20 protein-coding genes are annotated in these 14,795 nt (G+C 73.8%); 5 read left to right on the top strand and 15 right to left on the bottom strand.

All coding sequences use genetic code 11. From position 1 onward, the window contains the following. Positions 1-62: 62 nt before the first annotated feature. The 5 genes from glmM to ACI79A_RS14320 all read right to left on the bottom strand — a co-directional run bounded on the left by glmM (position 63) and on the right by ACI79A_RS14320 (position 4,040). On the bottom strand, positions 63-1,421 hold the full coding sequence (glmM, locus tag ACI79A_RS14340) for a phosphoglucosamine mutase (protein ID WP_457084237.1): 1,359 nt from the start codon (positions 1,419-1,421) through the stop codon (positions 63-65). Between the two features lie 22 nt (positions 1,422-1,443). Then, positions 1,444-1,875 (bottom strand): 30S ribosomal protein S9, encoded by a 432-nt coding sequence (gene rpsI, locus ACI79A_RS14335; RefSeq protein ID WP_457084235.1) that lies wholly within the window; start codon positions 1,873-1,875, stop codon positions 1,444-1,446. After that, positions 1,872-2,315, bottom strand: coding sequence for a 50S ribosomal protein L13 (gene rplM / locus ACI79A_RS14330; RefSeq protein WP_457084233.1), 444 nt, complete (start codon positions 2,313-2,315; stop codon positions 1,872-1,874). The genes rpsI and rplM overlap by 4 nt, the downstream gene beginning before the upstream one ends. Before the next feature lie 233 nt (positions 2,316-2,548). Beyond that, positions 2,549-3,034 carry a beta-class carbonic anhydrase gene (locus ACI79A_RS14325; RefSeq protein ID WP_457084231.1) on the bottom strand — a complete coding sequence of 162 codons (486 nt, stop codon included), beginning with the start codon at positions 3,032-3,034 and terminating at the stop codon, positions 2,549-2,551. A gap of 46 nt (positions 3,035-3,080) precedes the next feature. Then, on the bottom strand, positions 3,081-4,040 hold the full coding sequence (locus tag ACI79A_RS14320; protein WP_457084229.1) for a PfkB family carbohydrate kinase: 960 nt from the start codon (positions 4,038-4,040) through the stop codon (positions 3,081-3,083). 81 nt (positions 4,041-4,121) lie between these two features. Here ACI79A_RS14320 and moeA point away from each other — a divergent pair, with 81 nt between their 5' ends. Genes moeA through ACI79A_RS14305 form a run of 3 tightly spaced genes read left to right on the top strand, consistent with a single transcriptional unit; the run spans position 4,122 to position 6,312 of the window. Beyond that, positions 4,122-5,327, top strand: a complete 1,206-nt coding sequence (gene moeA, locus ACI79A_RS14315) for a molybdopterin molybdotransferase MoeA (protein ID WP_457084227.1) — start codon at positions 4,122-4,124, stop codon at positions 5,325-5,327. Continuing rightward, positions 5,324-5,797: a cyclic pyranopterin monophosphate synthase MoaC gene (gene moaC / locus ACI79A_RS14310; RefSeq protein WP_457084225.1), complete on the top strand. Its 474-nt coding sequence runs from the start codon at positions 5,324-5,326 to the stop codon at positions 5,795-5,797. Before moeA ends, moaC begins: the two co-directional genes overlap by 4 nt. Next, a complete protein-coding gene (locus tag ACI79A_RS14305) occupies positions 5,794-6,312 on the top strand; it encodes a MogA/MoaB family molybdenum cofactor biosynthesis protein (RefSeq protein WP_457084223.1) in 519 nt (172 codons plus the stop codon). Before moaC ends, ACI79A_RS14305 begins: the two co-directional genes overlap by 4 nt. 154 nt (positions 6,313-6,466) lie before the next feature. Here the strand turns inward: ACI79A_RS14305 and fdhD are convergent, their stop codons facing one another. Continuing rightward, positions 6,467-7,291: a formate dehydrogenase accessory sulfurtransferase FdhD gene (gene fdhD / locus ACI79A_RS14300; RefSeq protein WP_457084221.1), complete on the bottom strand. Its 825-nt coding sequence runs from the start codon at positions 7,289-7,291 to the stop codon at positions 6,467-6,469. A gap of 42 nt (positions 7,292-7,333) precedes the next feature. On the opposite strand from fdhD, the gene mobA reads away from it, so the two are divergent. Together mobA and ACI79A_RS14290 are read left to right on the top strand one after the other, a co-directional pair. Continuing rightward, on the top strand, positions 7,334-7,945 hold the full coding sequence (gene mobA, locus ACI79A_RS14295) for a molybdenum cofactor guanylyltransferase (RefSeq protein WP_457084219.1): 612 nt from the start codon (positions 7,334-7,336) through the stop codon (positions 7,943-7,945). A 9-nt stretch (positions 7,946-7,954) separates the two neighbouring features. After that, a complete protein-coding gene (locus tag ACI79A_RS14290) occupies positions 7,955-8,617 on the top strand; it encodes an SDR family oxidoreductase (protein ID WP_457084217.1) in 663 nt (220 codons plus the stop codon). Here ACI79A_RS14290 and truA read toward each other — a convergent pair whose 3' ends face one another. The 9 genes from truA to map all read right to left on the bottom strand — a co-directional run bounded on the left by truA (position 8,618) and on the right by map (position 14,715). Continuing rightward, positions 8,618-9,469, bottom strand: coding sequence for a tRNA pseudouridine(38-40) synthase TruA (gene truA / locus ACI79A_RS14285; RefSeq protein ID WP_457084215.1), 852 nt, complete (start codon positions 9,467-9,469; stop codon positions 8,618-8,620). It abuts the gene before it with no gap. A 31-nt stretch (positions 9,470-9,500) separates the two neighbouring features. Then, on the bottom strand, positions 9,501-10,283 hold the full coding sequence (rplQ, locus tag ACI79A_RS14280; protein ID WP_457084213.1) for a 50S ribosomal protein L17: 783 nt from the start codon (positions 10,281-10,283) through the stop codon (positions 9,501-9,503). 167 nt (positions 10,284-10,450) lie between these two features. After that, positions 10,451-11,518: a DNA-directed RNA polymerase subunit alpha gene (locus tag ACI79A_RS14275; RefSeq protein ID WP_457076386.1), complete on the bottom strand. Its 1,068-nt coding sequence runs from the start codon at positions 11,516-11,518 to the stop codon at positions 10,451-10,453. 133 nt (positions 11,519-11,651) lie between these two features. Next, a complete protein-coding gene (gene rpsD, locus ACI79A_RS14270; protein WP_457084211.1) occupies positions 11,652-12,278 on the bottom strand; it encodes a 30S ribosomal protein S4 in 627 nt (208 codons plus the stop codon). 33 nt (positions 12,279-12,311) lie between these two features. Continuing rightward, on the bottom strand, positions 12,312-12,719 hold the full coding sequence (rpsK, locus tag ACI79A_RS14265; RefSeq protein ID WP_026844840.1) for a 30S ribosomal protein S11: 408 nt from the start codon (positions 12,717-12,719) through the stop codon (positions 12,312-12,314). Between the two features lie 116 nt (positions 12,720-12,835). Continuing rightward, positions 12,836-13,210, bottom strand: coding sequence for a 30S ribosomal protein S13 (rpsM, locus tag ACI79A_RS14260; protein WP_457076388.1), 375 nt, complete (start codon positions 13,208-13,210; stop codon positions 12,836-12,838). 14 nt (positions 13,211-13,224) lie between these two features. After that, entirely contained in the window at positions 13,225-13,338 is a 114-nt protein-coding gene (rpmJ, locus tag ACI79A_RS14255; RefSeq protein ID WP_012950458.1) for a 50S ribosomal protein L36, read from the bottom strand. 67 nt (positions 13,339-13,405) lie between these two features. Then, on the bottom strand, positions 13,406-13,627 hold the full coding sequence (infA, locus tag ACI79A_RS14250; RefSeq protein WP_012950459.1) for a translation initiation factor IF-1: 222 nt from the start codon (positions 13,625-13,627) through the stop codon (positions 13,406-13,408). Between the two features lie 284 nt (positions 13,628-13,911). Then, positions 13,912-14,715 carry a type I methionyl aminopeptidase gene (gene map, locus ACI79A_RS14245; RefSeq protein WP_457084209.1) on the bottom strand — a complete coding sequence of 268 codons (804 nt, stop codon included), beginning with the start codon at positions 14,713-14,715 and terminating at the stop codon, positions 13,912-13,914. Positions 14,716-14,795 lie beyond the last annotated feature (80 nt).

Genomic DNA, 14,795 nt, shown 5'->3' with positions numbered 1-14,795 from the left:
ACGGCGACACGGATCGCACGGGACAGGTGCGACAAGGGAGCGCGGTGCGGCGCCCCGGGCGTTCAGCCGGTGGCGGCCACCACCGCAGCCAGCCGGGCGGCGGTCGCGTCGGCCTCCTCCTGGGTGGGCGCCTCGACCATCACCCGGACCAGCTGCTCGGTGCCCGAGGGGCGCAGCAGCACCCGGCCGGCGTCCCCGAGCTCGGCCTCGACGGCGTTGACCGCCTGGGCGACCTCGTCGCTCTCCACGACCGCCAGCCGGTCGGTGACCGGCACGTTCACCAGCGTCTGCGGCAGCCGCCGGACGACGGAGGCCAGCTCCGCCAGCGACGCCCCGGTCGCGCTCATCCGGGACAGCAGGGCCAGGCCGGTGAGCAGGCCGTCGCCGGTGGTGGCCCAGTCCAGGAAGACCAGGTGACCGCTCTGCTCGCCCCCGAGCGACAGCCCGCGGGACCGGAGCGCCTCCAGCACGTAGCGGTCACCGACGGCGGTGGTCTGCACCGTGATGCCCGCGTCGCGCATGGTGTGGTGGAAGCCGAGGTTGCTCATCACCGTCGCCACGACCGTGTCGTCGGTGAGGTTGCCGCTCTCGTGCAGCGCCAAGGCGCAGATCGCGAGGATCGCGTCGCCGTCGACGACCTGCCCCTCGGCGGTGACGGCCAGGCAGCGGTCGGCGTCACCGTCGTGGGCGATGCCGATGTCCGCGCCGCGGTGGGCGACCTCGGCGATCAGCGGCTCCAGGTGGGTCGAGCCGATGCCGTCGTTGATGTTCCAGCCGTCGGGCTCGCCACCGATGACGTGCACCTGCGCACCGGCCCGGCGGTAGACCTCGGGAGCGCAGCGGAAGGCGGCGCCGTGGGCGCAGTCGACCACCACGCGCAGGCCGCGCAACGGCTCGCGCAGGGCGGAGAGCACGTGGGCGGTGTAGTCCTCGGCGGCGCCGGCCAGCTCACGGACGCGGCCGACCCCGCCGCCGGTGGGGCGGTGGTCGCCCCGGGGGTCACCGCCGTCGAGACCGCCGGCGACCCGCCGTTCGATCGCCGCCTCGACCGCGTCGGGCAGCTTGTGCCCACCGCGGCTGAACAGCTTGATGCCGTTGTCGGGCATCGGGTTGTGGCTGGCCGACAGCATCACGCCGAGGTCGGCGTCGGTGCGCCCGGTCAGGTGCGCGATGGCCGGCGTGGGCAGCACGCCCACCCGCAGCACCTCGGCTCCGGCACTGGCCAGCCCGGCGACCACGGCCGCCTCGAGCATCTCCCCGCTCGCGCGGGGGTCGCGGCCGACGACCGCGACGGGACGCGAGGTCCCGTCGCGGTCGGCGAGCACGCTGGCGGCCGCACGGGCCACCGAGAGGGCCAGTTCCGGCGTCAGGTCGGCGTTGGCCCGGCCCCGGACGCCGTCGGTGCCGAAGAGGCGACCCATGGAACAGACCCCCGGACGCCGGTCAGCGCTTGGAGTACTGCGGGGCCTTGCGGGCCTTCTTCAGGCCGTACTTCTTGCGCTCGGTGACACGCGGGTCACGGGTCAGGAAGCCGGCCTTCTTCAGCGTCGGCCGGTCGTCGGGCTCGACCTCGATCAGCGCGCGGGCGATCGCCAGGCGCAGGGCGCCGGCCTGGCCGCTGACGCCACCGCCGTGCAGGATGCCCACGACGTCGTACTGCTCGGCCTTCTCCAGGATCACGAACGGCTCACGGATGAGCTGCTGGTGGACCTTGTTCGGGAAGTACTCCTCGATGGAGCGGCCGTTGAGCCGGAACTGGCCGGTGCCGGGGAGCAGGCGCACCCGGACGATGGCCTCCTTGCGGCGGCCGACGGTCTGCACCGGACGCCCGTCGGCGTCGGTCACGGTCTGGGCCGTGGTCATGGGCGTGGTCACTGGGCCACCTGCTTGATCTCGTAGGTCTGGGGCTGCTGGGCGGCGTGCGGGTGCTCGGGCCCGGCGTAGACCTTGAGCTTGGAGAGCATCTGCCGGCCCAGCGAGTTGTGCGGCAGCATCCCCTTGACGGCGCGCTCGATGACGCGGTCGGGGCGGGTCCGGAGCTCGTCGCCGACGTTGGTCCGCTTGAGGCCGCCCGGGTGGCCGGAGTGGCGGTAGGCGATCTTGTCGTCGCGCTTGGAGCCGGTCAGCGCCACCTTGCCCGCGTTGACGATGACGACGAAGTCACCGGCGTCCACGTGCGGGGCGAACTGGGGCTTGTGCTTGCCGCGCAGCAGCTGTGCGGTCTGGCTGGCGAGTCGGCCGAGCACCACGTCGGTGGCGTCGATGACGTGCCACGCCCGGGTGATGTCACCGGGCTTGGGGCTGTACGTGCGCACGAGGCTCACTGTCCTTCGTCGATCGGGCGGGCGGCTGGTGGGATCGCCTCACCGAGCACGGGAGACTTGGCCGCCATCCGGGCACCGTGCGTGCAGGTGACCGACGACCCGGGACACGCGTGCACCAGCCGGCAGCGCGCGCCAAACGGACACGATACCAGGAGGGAGGACCCCCAAAGGATCTCGCCCGCCGCACCGCCCGCGAGCTCGCAACGGGCCCTGCAGGCCCGCCGTCAGGACACCTCGCGCAGCCGGCCCGTCGTGACGTCGTAGACCGTGCCCCGGATCTCCTCGGTCACCAGGTAGGGCGCCTCGCGCACGCGGCGGATCGACTCCCGGACGTCGGCGTCCAGGTCGCTGAAGGCACCCGCGGGCCACGGCGGCCGCACCCCGGTGGCCTCCTCGACGGCGGCGCGGAACTGCTCCTCGGTCGCCTTGTTCAGCCCGCAGTCGGTGTGGTGCACGAGCACCACGGAGCGGGTGCCCAGGAGGTGCTGGGAGATGGCGAGCGAGCGGAGGGTGTCCTCGGTGACCAGGCCGCCGGCGTTGCGGAGCACGTGGGCGTCGCCCACCGCGAGGCCGAGCAGGCCGAACAGCGGCATCCGGGAGTCCATGCAGGCCACGACGGCGACCTTGCGCCCGGGCGCCACCGGCATGGGCCCCGGGAACTCGGCCAGCCACTCCTCGTTGGCCGCCAGCATCCGGTCGATCTCGCTCACAGCAGTCCTCTCCCCTAGGATCCGGGCCACCACGCTAGCGGCGAGGTCAGCGACCGGCAGGACGACGGGCCTCCTCGGCGGACCGCCGCACCTCCTCGGCGTCCAGCCGCGGGCGGCCGCCGAGCCGGGAGACGGTGCGCGCCGCGGCGACGCCCGCCTGCCAGGCCGCCTCCCGGGGGTCACGGCCGGCCAGCAGGGCCGCGGTGAGCGCGGCGACGACGGTGTCCCCCGCGCCGGTCGGGTCGACCGGGGACTCCCCCTGCAACGGGACGAGCTGCTCCTGCACCCGCCCGCTGCGCGAGCGCCACACGGTCAGGTCGCCCTGCTCACCGGCGGCCAGGCAGACCACCCGCGGGCCCCGGTGGCAGAGCTCGGTGGCCGCGGCGCGCACGTCGTCCAGGCCGGACAGCTCGCCGCCGACCCACATGCCGGCCTCGGCGGCGTCCGCGCGGAGGACCTGCACCCCGGCCAGCAGCGCCTCCGCCGTCTCGCCGTCCGGCGGGGCGCCGTCGGCCACCGTCAGGGCGCTGCGGGGCGCGAGCTCCAGCGCCGCCCGCACCGCCGGCCCGGGCTGCTGCAGCTGCAGGACGACCGCCCGGGCGCGCTCGAACAGCTCACCGGCGGCCGCCACGTCGGCCGGGGTCAGCAGGCTCGACCCGGGCACGTCCTCGAGGAGCCGCCGGGTGCCGCCGGCCTCCACCAGGTCGACCAGCAGGGCGGTGGTCCCACCGCGCCGGCGCACCACCCCGGAGATCCAGAGCCCGTCGTGCACCGCCTGGGCCAGCACGTGGTCACCCGCCTCGTCGTCCCCCAGCACGCCCACCAGCGCAGCCGGCAGACCCAGCTGCTGCATGGCGACGGCCTGGTTGGCGCCCTTGCCCCCGAGCAGCTCACGGCGGGAGCGCACCGGGGTGCTGCCGCCGCCGGCGGGCAGCTGGTCGATCTCCAGCACCAGGTCACGGCCCACCTGCCCGACGACGACGGCCGGTCCCTCCGGAGCGCTCACGGAGCCCACCCTGCCCGGTCCCGCCGGGTGGTGCACGCGCCCCCTGGTCCGGCGCCGGGCCGGGTCGGTGAGGATGGGGGCGTGCGAACGGTCGAGGAACACCAGGCGGTGGTGCGCGGCCTGCTGGCCCCGCTGCCGGTCGAGGACGTCCCGCTCGGCGCTGCCGCCGGACGGGTGCTCGCCGCCGACCTCACCGCGCTGGTCTCGTTGCCCGGCTTCACCAACTCGGCGATGGACGGCTACGCCGCCCGGCACGCCGAGGTGGCGGGGGCCGGACCGGAGACCCCCGTCCGGCTGCCGGTCGCCGCCGACATCCCGGCCGGGCGCACCGACGTCCCGGTCCTCGAGCCGGGCACGGCGCACCGGATCATGACCGGCGCCCCCGTGCCGGCCGGCGCAGACGTCGTCGTCCCGGTGGAGCGCACCGACGGCGCGACCGACGTGGTCACCATCACCGGCGCCCCCGCCGCCGGCGCGCACCTGCGCCACACCGGGGAGGACATCCGCGCCGGCGAGGTCGCCCTCGCCGCGGGCACGCCGCTCGGCGCCGCGCAGCTCGGCCTGGCGGCCGCGCTCGGCCACGCCGTCGTGCCCGTGCGCCGCCGCCCGCGGGTGCTGGTGCTGTCCACCGGCAGCGAGCTGGTCGAGCCCGGCCGGCCGCTGCTGCCGGGGCAGATCTACGAGTCGAACTCGGTGCTGCTGGCCGCGGCGGTCGAGGCCGCCGGCGGCGAGGCGCGCACGCTGCACTTCGTGCCCGACGACGTCGACGAGTTCCTGCGCACCGTCCGCGCCGAGCTCAGCACCGCCGACCTGCTGGTGACCAGCGGCGGGGTGAGCGCCGGCGCCTACGAGGTGGTCAAGGACGCCTTCCGCGGCCTGGGCACCGTCGAGTTCGGCAAGGTCGCCATGCAGCCCGGCGGGCCCCAGGGGGCCGGCACCGTGGACGGCGTCCCGGTGGTCACCCTGCCCGGGAACCCGGTGAGCTCGTTCGTCTCCTTCGAGGTGTTCGTGCGGCCGGCCCTGCGCCGGGCGCTGGGGCACCGCGACCCCGACCGGCTGCGCACCACCGCCCGGCTCACCGCGCCGCTGCACTCCCCGGCGGGGAAGCGCCAGTTCCTCCGCGGCCGGTTCGACGGCGGCGAGGTGTCCCAGGTCGGTGGCCCCGGCTCGCACCTGGTCGCCCACCTGGCCCGCGCCAACTGCCTGGTCGTCCTCCCCGAGGAGGTCACCGAGCTGCCCGCGGGCGCCGAGGTGACCGTCGTCCTGATCGAAGGAGCACTCCAATGAGCGAGCCCCGGCTCACCCACCTCGACGAGTCCGGCGCCGCCCGGATGGTCGACGTCACCGCGAAGGCGGTCACCGCCCGCACGGCCACCGCGGCCGGCCGGGTGCTGGTCAGCCCGGAGGTCGTCGCGCTGCTGCGCAGCGGGGGCGTGCCGAAGGGCGACGCGATCGCCACCGCGCGGATCGCCGGCATCGCCGGGGCCAAGCGGACGCCGGACCTGGTGCCGCTGTGCCACCCGATCGCGCTGCACGGGGTGACCGTCGACCTGGAGATCACCGCCGACGCCGTGGAGATCACCGCCACCGCGCGCACCGCCGACCGCACCGGCGTGGAGATGGAGGCCCTGACGGCGGTCACCGTCGCCGGGCTCACGATGATCGACATGGTCAAGGCCGTCGACAAGCGCGCCTCCCTCACCGACGTCCAGCTGCTGTCGAAGACCGGCGGCAAGAGCGGGGACTTCCACCGGTGACCGAGCTCCCGCCCGACGCCCTGGCCGTCGTCGTCACCGCGTCCAACCGCGCGGCGTTCGGCGTGTACGAGGACCGCAGCGGCCAGGCGCTCGCCGACGGCCTGCGCGAGCTCGGCTTCACCGTCGAGGGGCCGCACGTCCGCCCGGACGACATCGCCGAGCTGGAGATCGTGCTCCGCGAGGCGGTGGCCGCCGGCGCCGACGTCGTCCTCACCACCGGCGGCACCGGGCTGACCCCCACCGACGTCACCCCCGAGGCGACCCGCGCCGTCCTGGAACGGGAGGCGCCCGGCATCGCCGAGGCGATCCGGCGGTACGGCCAAGGCAGCGTGCCGACGTCGGTGCTGTCCCGGGGTCTGGCCGGCACCTGCAGCCGCACCCTGATCGTGAACCTGCCCGGCTCCACCGGCGGTGTCCGCGACGGGCTCGCCGTCCTCGGCCCGCTCCTGCCGCACGTCGTCAGCCAGCTCCGCGGCGGCGACCACGGGCCCGGCGCGTCAGCGCCGGGCCCGTGAGGTCGGAGAGCCGGGTACGGGTACGGACCACCCGTCCGTAGGACGGTCCGGGGGACCCGGCGCGGGGCCGGAGGCTCCCGCCGGGAACGCGGGCAGCGGCTCAGCGCAGATCGGGGACGACACCTGGCCGCGGTGCGGCGCGGCAGCGTCGCAGTCAGAGCAGCAGTCTCTCCGGGTGGGTGTAGACGTTGCAGCCGTCGCCGCGGAGGAAGCCGATCAGCGTCATGCCGAACTCCTGGGCCAGCTCCACCGCCAGCGAGCTGGGCGCCGACACCGCGGCGAGCACCGGGATGCCGGCCATCGCCGCCTTCTGGGTCAGCTCGAACGACGACCGCCCGCTGACCATGAGGACGTGCCGGGACAGCGGCACCCGCCCCTCGCGCACCGCGTCACCGATGACCTTGTCCACCGCGTTGTGCCGGCCGACGTCCTCGCGCAGCGCGACCAGCTCGCCCTCGGGCGTGAACAGCCCGGCCGCGTGCAGCCCACCGGTCTTCTCGAACACCTGCTGCGCCGCCCGCAGGCGGTCGGGCAGGGCCAGCAGCGTCTCCAGCGTGAGCCGGGTGTCGTCACCGGCGATGGCGTAGCTGGTCCGGGTGCGGATCGCGTCGATGCTCGCCTTGCCGCAGACCCCGCACGAGCTGGACGTGTAGAAGTTCCGGTCCAGCGCGGTGTCCGGTGCCTCGACGCCGGGCGCGAGGTCGACGTCCACCACGTTGTAGGTGTTCCTGCCCTCGTCGTCGACGGAGTTGCAGTACCGCAGCCCGGCGAGGTCGTCGGCGCTGCGGATGACGCCCTCGGTGGCCAGGAACCCGTGCACGAGGTCGAAGTCGTCGCCCGGGGTGCGCATCGTCACCGCCAGCGGGGTGCCGCCCAGGCGAATCTCCAACGGCTCCTCCGCCGCGACGGTGTCCGGGCGCTTGGTGTGCAGGTCGCCCCGGATGCGCAGCACCGGGGTCCGGCTGGTGACTCGTCCCACGCGCCTGACGGTACTCACCGGTCGCGCCCTACCGTTCGTGCCGTGACCGAGCTCCCGCCCTACGCCGCGGTCGTCCTCGCCGGCGGCCGCGCCTCCCGCCTGGGCGGGCAGCCCAAGCCGCAGCTCGACGTCGGTGGCCGGACCATGCTGGACGCCGTCCTGGCCGCGGTGGCCGACGCGCGGCCCCGGGTCGTCGTCGGCCCTCCCCAGGACGTGCCGGCGGGTGCCGTGCTGGTGCGGGAGGAGCCCCCCGGCGGTGGCCCCGTGCCGGCGCTGGCCGCCGGCCTCGCCGCGGTGCCCCCCGGCGTCGGCGTGGTCGCGGTGCTCGCCGGCGACCTGCCGTTCGTCACGCCGCAGCTCGTCGCCGAGCTGCGGGACAGGCTCACCGGGGACGGCGCGCTCGTCGTCGACGAGACCGGCCGGGACCAGCTGCTCCTGGGGCTGTGGCGCACCGGGCCGCTCCGGACCGCGCTCGTCGGGGCCCGCCCGCACGCGCCCCTGCGGTCGGTGCTGGGGCCCCTCGCCGCCGTCCGGCACCACCCCTCCGCGCCGCCCGGCACCCCGCCGCCGTGGACCGACTGCGACACCCCTGCGGAGCTCGCCGCGGCCCGGGCCGCCGCCACCGGACGACTGCCGGGCAGCGCCGGCGGGTAGGGCGGGGCCATGCGCATCGTGATCGCCGGAGCCCATGGACAGGTCGCGCGTCGCCTCGGCCGGCTGCTCAGCAGCCGCGGGGACACCGTCGTCGGCATCGTCCGCAACCCCGACCACCGGGCCGACCTGGAGGCCGACGGCGTCCAGCCCACGGTCCTGGACCTGGAGCAGGCCTCGGTCGACCAGGTCGCCGACGTGGTCCGCGGTGCCGACGCCGTGGTCTTCGCCGCCGGCGGCGGACCGAACAGCGGCCCGGACCGCAAGCACACCGTCGACCGCGGAGCGGCCGTGCTGCTCGCCGACGCCGCCGAGCGGGCCGAGGTGCGCCCCTACCTCCTGGTCTCCTCCATGGGCGTCGAGCAGGCCCGTCAGGGCACCCCGCAGGGCATGGACCCCCAGTTCGCCGCGTACCTGCAGGCCAAGCTCGCCGCGGAGGACTCCGTCCTCCCCCGGGCTGGGCTGGACACCACGATCGTGCGGCCGGGCGGGCTCACCGACGACCCCGGCACCGGGCGCGTCACGCTCCGGCACGGGGTCGAGCGGGGCAGCGTGCCCCGGGACGACGTCGCCGCGGTGCTCGCGGAGATCCTGGCCGCCGGGAAGTGGGGCGAGGTGGTGGAGCTGGTCGCCGGCGAGACCCCGATCGACGAGGCCGTCGCCGCCCTCCCCTGATCAGCCGTCGCGCCGCGCCCGGGTGAGCCGGGCGCGGTCGGCCAGCTGGGCGTCCGAGGGGTAGTCGACCCGGACCAGCGTCAGGCCGCCGGCCGGCGCCACCGGCACGTCGTTCGCCCGCCGGCGCAGCTCCAGCAGCGACGCCGGCCAGCCCACGGGCCGTCGTCCCTCGCCCACGGCGATCAGCGCCCCCACGAGGCTGCGGACCATGGAGTGGCAGAAGGCGTCGGCCGAGGCGCGCACCTCGATCAGGTCGCCGTCCCGGACGACGTCGAGGTCCAGCAGGGTGCGGATGGTCGTCGCCCCCTCCCGGCGTCGGCAGTAGGCGGCGAAGTCGTGCTGCCCGAGCAGCAGGCCGGCGGCCAGCGACATCGCGCCCGCGTCCAGCGTGCGGGCCCAGCCGACGGTGTCCGCCCGGCGCAGTGGTGGCGGCCCGGCGTCGGCGTCGGTCAGCCGGTACACGTAGTGCCGGGCGAGGGCCCCGAAGCGGGCGTCGAAGTCGGACGTGACCACCCGGGCACCGGTCACCGCGACGTCGGGCGGCAGCACCCCGCGCAGCCGGCGCAGCAGTCGCCGCTCGTGTGCGGCGAACAGGTCGGCCGGGAGGTCGGTGTGCGCGACCTGGCCGGTGGCGTGCACGCCCGCGTCGGTGCGGCCGGCAACCGTGAGGTCGACGTCGGACCGCAGCACCGTGGCGAGGCCGAGCTCCAGCTCGCCCTGGACGGTGCGCAGGCCGGGCTGGCGGGCCCACCCGTGCAGCGCGGTGCCGTCGTAGGCGACGTCCAGGCGAACGCGGACGAGCCCGCCACCGGGTGCGGTGGCGGGCTCGTCCGTTGCGTGCTGGTGGTCCATGACCCCCGGCCTCAGCGCGAGGCCGGTCGGATCACTTGGGGTCGATCTCGGGCTCGCCGCCCGGGGCGTGCGTCCCGGCGGTGGCGGCGTCGCTGAGCTCGGCGGCCTCGACCTCGGCGGCCGCGGCGTTCGCCACGTCCGGGGAGAGGGTCGGGTCGTCGACCACGGCCAGGTTCTCCGCGGTCGGCTCGGGGGTGACGTCCCCGTCGTCCTGCCGGTCGCCGTCCGGGTTGTAGACGTCGGTGACGACCTCCTGGCCCGCAGCGACGTCCTCGGCCGGCTCGTCGCCGCTGACCGCCGGGCTCGTGTCGCCCCCGGGGCCGGTGGTGACGTCGGTGTCGGTCAGGTCGCCTGCGTCGGCGTTGACCTCACCGGCAGCAGCGGCCGCGCCGGTGCCGGAGGCGAAGCGGGTGCCACGGGCACGCTCGGCCTCACCGACGGCCTGCTGGGCCACGGTCTGACCCTCGACCAGTTCGATGATCGCCATGGGGGCGTTGTCGCCCTTGCGGGGACCGACCTTGACGATGCGCGTGTAGCCACCGGGGCGCTCCGCGAAGCGGGGACCGATCTCGGCGAACAGGTGGTGCACGACGTCCTTGTCACGGATCGTCGTCATGACCTGCCGGCGGGCGTGCAGGTCACCACGCTTGGCGAAGGTGACCAGCTTCTCGGCCAGCGGGCGCAGCCGCTTGGCCTTGGCCTCGGTGGTGGTGATCCGCCCGTGCTCGAACAGCGAGGTGGCCAGGTTGGCCAGCATCAGCCGCTCGTGCGCGGGGGACCCGCCGAGACGGGGGCCCTTGGTGGGGGTGGGCATGTCGGTCCTTCCTCAGGCGGCCGGGCGGGCATGTGCCGGCTGCGTCGTCCATCGCGGTGCTGCAGAGTGCGGTGCTGGGTCCGGGACCAGTGTGCCGGGCCCCGAGTGGCCCCGCTGCGGGGCCCCGCCGCGAGCGTGCTCGCGGCGGGGGGCAGCGGGGTCCTTCGTCAGAGCTGCTCGGTCTCCTGGTAGTTGCCCTCGTCGTACTGGGCCGGGTCGCCGAAGGCGGCGTCGCCCTGGTACGCGTCGGTCTCGTAGCCCTCGTCGTAGCTCTCCACCGAGGAGGGGACGAACCCGGGCGGGCTGTCCTTGAGCGCGAGGCCCATGGCGGCGAGCTTCAGCTTGACCTCGTCGATCGACTTCGCACCGAAGTTGCGGATGTCGAGCAGGTCGGCCTCGGAGCGGGTGACGAGCTCACCGACGGTGTGCACGCCCTCGCGCTTGAGGCAGTTGTAGGACCGGACGGTGAGGTCCATGTCCTCGATCGGCATCGAGAAGTTCGCGATGTCGGCGGCCTCGGCCGGGCTGGGCCCCACCTCGATGCCCTCGGCGTCGACGTTGAGCTCGCGCAGCAGGCCGAAGAGCTCGACCAGGGTCGAGCCGGCGCTGGCGATGGCGTCGCGGGGCTCCATCGACGGCTTGGTCTCGACGTCGACGACCAGGCGGTCGAAGTCGGTGCGCTGCTCGACGCGGGTGGCCTCGACGGCGTAGGTGACCTTGAGCACCGGGGAGTAGATCGAGTCGACGGGGATGCGACCGATCTCCTGGCCGGGCTGCTTGTTCTGGGTGGCCGGCACGTACCCGCGGCCGCGCTCGACGACGAGCTCGACCTCGAGGCGGCCCTTCGCGTTGAGCGTGGCGATGTGCAGCTCGGGGTTGTGCACCTCGACACCGGCCGGCGGCGCGATGTCGGCGGCGGTGACCTCGCCCGGGCCCTGCTTGCGCAGGTACATGGTGACCGGCTCGTCGGAGTCGGAGCTGACCACGAGACCCTTGAGGTTCAGGATGATCTCGGTGACGTCCTCCTTGACGCCCGGCACGGTGGTGAACTCGTGCAGGGTGCCCTCGATGCGGATGCTGGTGACAGCAGCGCCGGGGATCGAGGACAGCAGGGTGCGACGCAGGGAGTTGCCGAGGGTGTAGCCGAAGCCCGGCTCCAGCGGCTCGATGACGAACCGCGAGCGCTGGGCGTCGATGGTCTCCTCGGTGAGGGTCGGACGCTGTGCGATGAGCATGGTTCTCCTTCAGGTCCTCCGGCACCCGCCATATGACGCCGTGAGGGGTGGTGCCGGCGGGACGGACATCTGTCCGCCCGTCCCGCCGTCGTGCAGGCCCTGACCAGGCGAGAGCCTGGTCAGGGCCGGTGGATCACTTGGAGTAGAGCTCCACGATCAGCTGCTCCTGCACCGGGGTGTCGATCACCTGGCGCGCCGGGATGTTGTGGACCAACACCTTCAGCTGCGTGGTGATGACCTCCAGCCACGGCGGCACGGGGCGCTGCCCGGCCTTGGCCTGGGCGAGCTGGAAGGGGACCATCTCGACCGACTTGGCGGCGACCTCGACGATGTCGTTGGCGCTCACCCGGTAGGACGGGATGTCGACCTTGTGGCCGTTGACCTTGATGTGGCCGTGGCGCACCAGCTGGCGGGCCATGTCACGGGACTCGGCGAAACCGGCCCGGTAGACCACGTTGTCCAGGCGCGACTCGAGGATCTGCAGCAGGACCTCACCGGTCTTGCCCGTCTTCTTGTTCGCCTCTTCGTAGTAGCCGCGGAACTGCTTCTCCAGCACGCCGTAGATGCGGCGGGCCTTCTGCTTCTCACGCAGCTGCAGCAGGTACTCGCTGTCCTTGCTGCGACCCCGGCCGTGCTCGCCCGGCGGGTACGGCCGGATCTCGATCGGGCACTTCGGGGACTCGCACTTGCTGCCCTTGAGGAACAGCTTCATCTTCTCGCGCCGGCACAGGCGGCAGTCGGCTCCGGTGTAACGGGCCACGTCTATCTACCTCTTCGTCTCGTCAGTGACCGGTCAGACCCGGCGGCGCTTCTTGGGGCGGCAACCGTTGTGCGGCTGCGGCGTCACGTCCTGGATCTGACCCACCTCGAGGCCGGTGGCCTGCAGCGAGCGGATCGCGGTCTCCCGGCCGGAGCCCGGGCCCTTGACGAAGACGTCGACCTTGCGCATGCCGTGCTCCTGCGCCTTGCGCGCGGCGTTCTCGGCGGCCATCTGCGCGGCGAACGGCGTGGACTTGCGGGAGCCCTTGAAGCCGACGTGGCCGGCGGAGGCCCAGCTGATCACGTTCCCGGTCGGGTCGGTGATCGACACGATCGTGTTGTTGAACGTGCTCTTGATGTGCGCCGCGCCGTGGGCGACGTTCTTCTTCTCCTTGCGGCGCACCTTCTTGGTGCCAGCAGCCGCGCGAGCCCTGGGAGGCATGTCTCTCCGGTCTGTGTCTGTGTTCGTGGCCTGGTGGTGCGGGTGCAGCGCTGTCGCTGCTGGCGCGCCGCCGGTCCGGCCCTACGGACCCGCGACGGCGCGCCGTCGAGCTCGACTCAGCGAGCCTTCTTCTTGCCGGCGATCGTCTTGCGCGGGCCCTTGCGGCCGCGCGCGTTGGTCTTGGTGCGCTGACCGTGCACGGGCAGGCCACGGCGGTGGCGCAGGCCCTGGTAGCAGCCGATCTCCACCTTGCGGCGGATGTCGGCGGCGACCTCACGGCGCAGGTCACCCTCGACGCGGAAGTGCTCGTCGATGTAGTCGCGGAGCTTCAGCAGGTCCTCGTCGGAGAGGTCCTTCGCGCGCAGGTCCGGGCTCACGCCCGTCGCGCTCAAGGTCGCCTTCGCCGAGGTCTTGCCGATCCCGTAGATGTAGGTGAGCGCGATCTCCATCCGCTTCTCGCGGGGCAGGTCGACGCCAGCCAGTCGTGCCATGTTCAGGTACTCCCTCAGCCCTGGCGCTGCTTGTGCCGGGCGTTGTCGCAGATGACCATGACCCGGCCATGCCGGCGGATCACCTTGCACTTGTCGCAGATCTTCTTCACCGACGGCTGGACCTTCACCGGTGCCGCCCCTCATTCCTCAGATCGATGTGCCGACGCCCGCGCTCGTTGCACGGAGGGCCGGCGGTCACTTGTAGCGGTAGACGATGCGACCGCGGGTCAGGTCGTAGGGCGAGAGCTCCACGACCACGCGGTCCTCGGGCAGGATGCGGATGTAGTGCTGCCGCATCTTGCCGCTGATGTGGGCGAGCACCCGGTGCCCGTTCTGCAGTTCCACTCGGAACATCGCGTTGGGGAGCGGCTCGACGACGCGACCCTCGACCTCGATGGCCCCGTCCTTCTTTGCCATGCCCTACACGGCCTCCTCGTTCACAGAACTCGCAGTGGAGCTGGTCGCGCCCATGCCGGGACGGCACGGACGGTGGTGCTGGAGCGGCGATCTCGCAGAGGGCGTCCGTCGGACTACGGCCACAGCAGGACGACGGACGACGCGAACGCCATCGGCCACTCTACCCCGCCCCGCCCCGAGTCTCCAACCCGGGCTGGAGTGACGGTGGCCGCGCACCCCGCCGGCAGGCGCATCGGCCCCGTCGCAGGGGCCCGCGCGAACGGAGCGAGCGGTGGGGGCCCTTCTCAGGTGCGCGGTGTGACGCCGAACGGTGCCAGGCCGGCGACACCGCCGTCCTCGGCGGTCAGGACCCAGGGGCCCTCGGGGGTGATGGCCACGGAGTGCTCGAAGTGAGCGGCCCGGGAGCCGTCCTTGGTGACCACGGTCCACCCGTCCTCGAGCTCCACCGTCGCCGGGTCGCCCACGGTGACCATCGGTTCGATGGCCAGCGCCATGCCCGGGACCAGCTTCGGACCGCGGCCGGCCCGGCCGTAGTTGAGGACGTGCGGATCCTGGTGCATCTCGGTCCCGATACCGTGACCGCCGTAGTGGTCGACGATGCCGTACGGATGCTCCGAGGCGGTTATCGCCTCCTCCACCGCGTGGCTGATGTCGGTGAGCCGACCGCCGGCCAGCGCGCGGGCGAGCCCCGCCCACATCGACCGCTCGGTCACCTCGAGCAGCGCGGCGTCCTCCGGGGAGGGCTCCCCCACCGTCACGGTGATCGCGGAGTCGCTGTGCCAACCGTTCAGGATGGCGCCGCAGTCGATCGAGATGTTGTCGCCGTCGGCGAGCACCCGGTCCGGGTTCGGGATGCCGTGCACCACCTCGTGGTTCACCGAGGCGCAGATGGTGCCGGTGAAGCCGTGGTAGCCGAGGAAGTTCGGCACCGCGCCCTGGGACCGGATGTGGTCCTCAGCGATCGCGTCGAGCTCCTTGGTGCTCACCCCGGGACGCACGGCGGCGCGCACCGCCTTCAGGGCACCGGCGGTCACGAGCCCGGAGGCACGCATCAGCTCGATCTCGTGCGCCGTCTTGATCTGGATCATGCGTCCACTCCACTTGGCCAACAGGGGCAGTCGGGCGAGGAGCGCGGCACTGCGGTCGCCGTGCACCGGGGACGTCCCGG

The organism is Modestobacter sp. SYSU DS0657 (genome assembly GCF_054050925.1).
The sequence above is the reverse complement of the archived record's forward strand: the minus strand, read 5'-3'. Positions and strand labels throughout refer to the sequence as shown.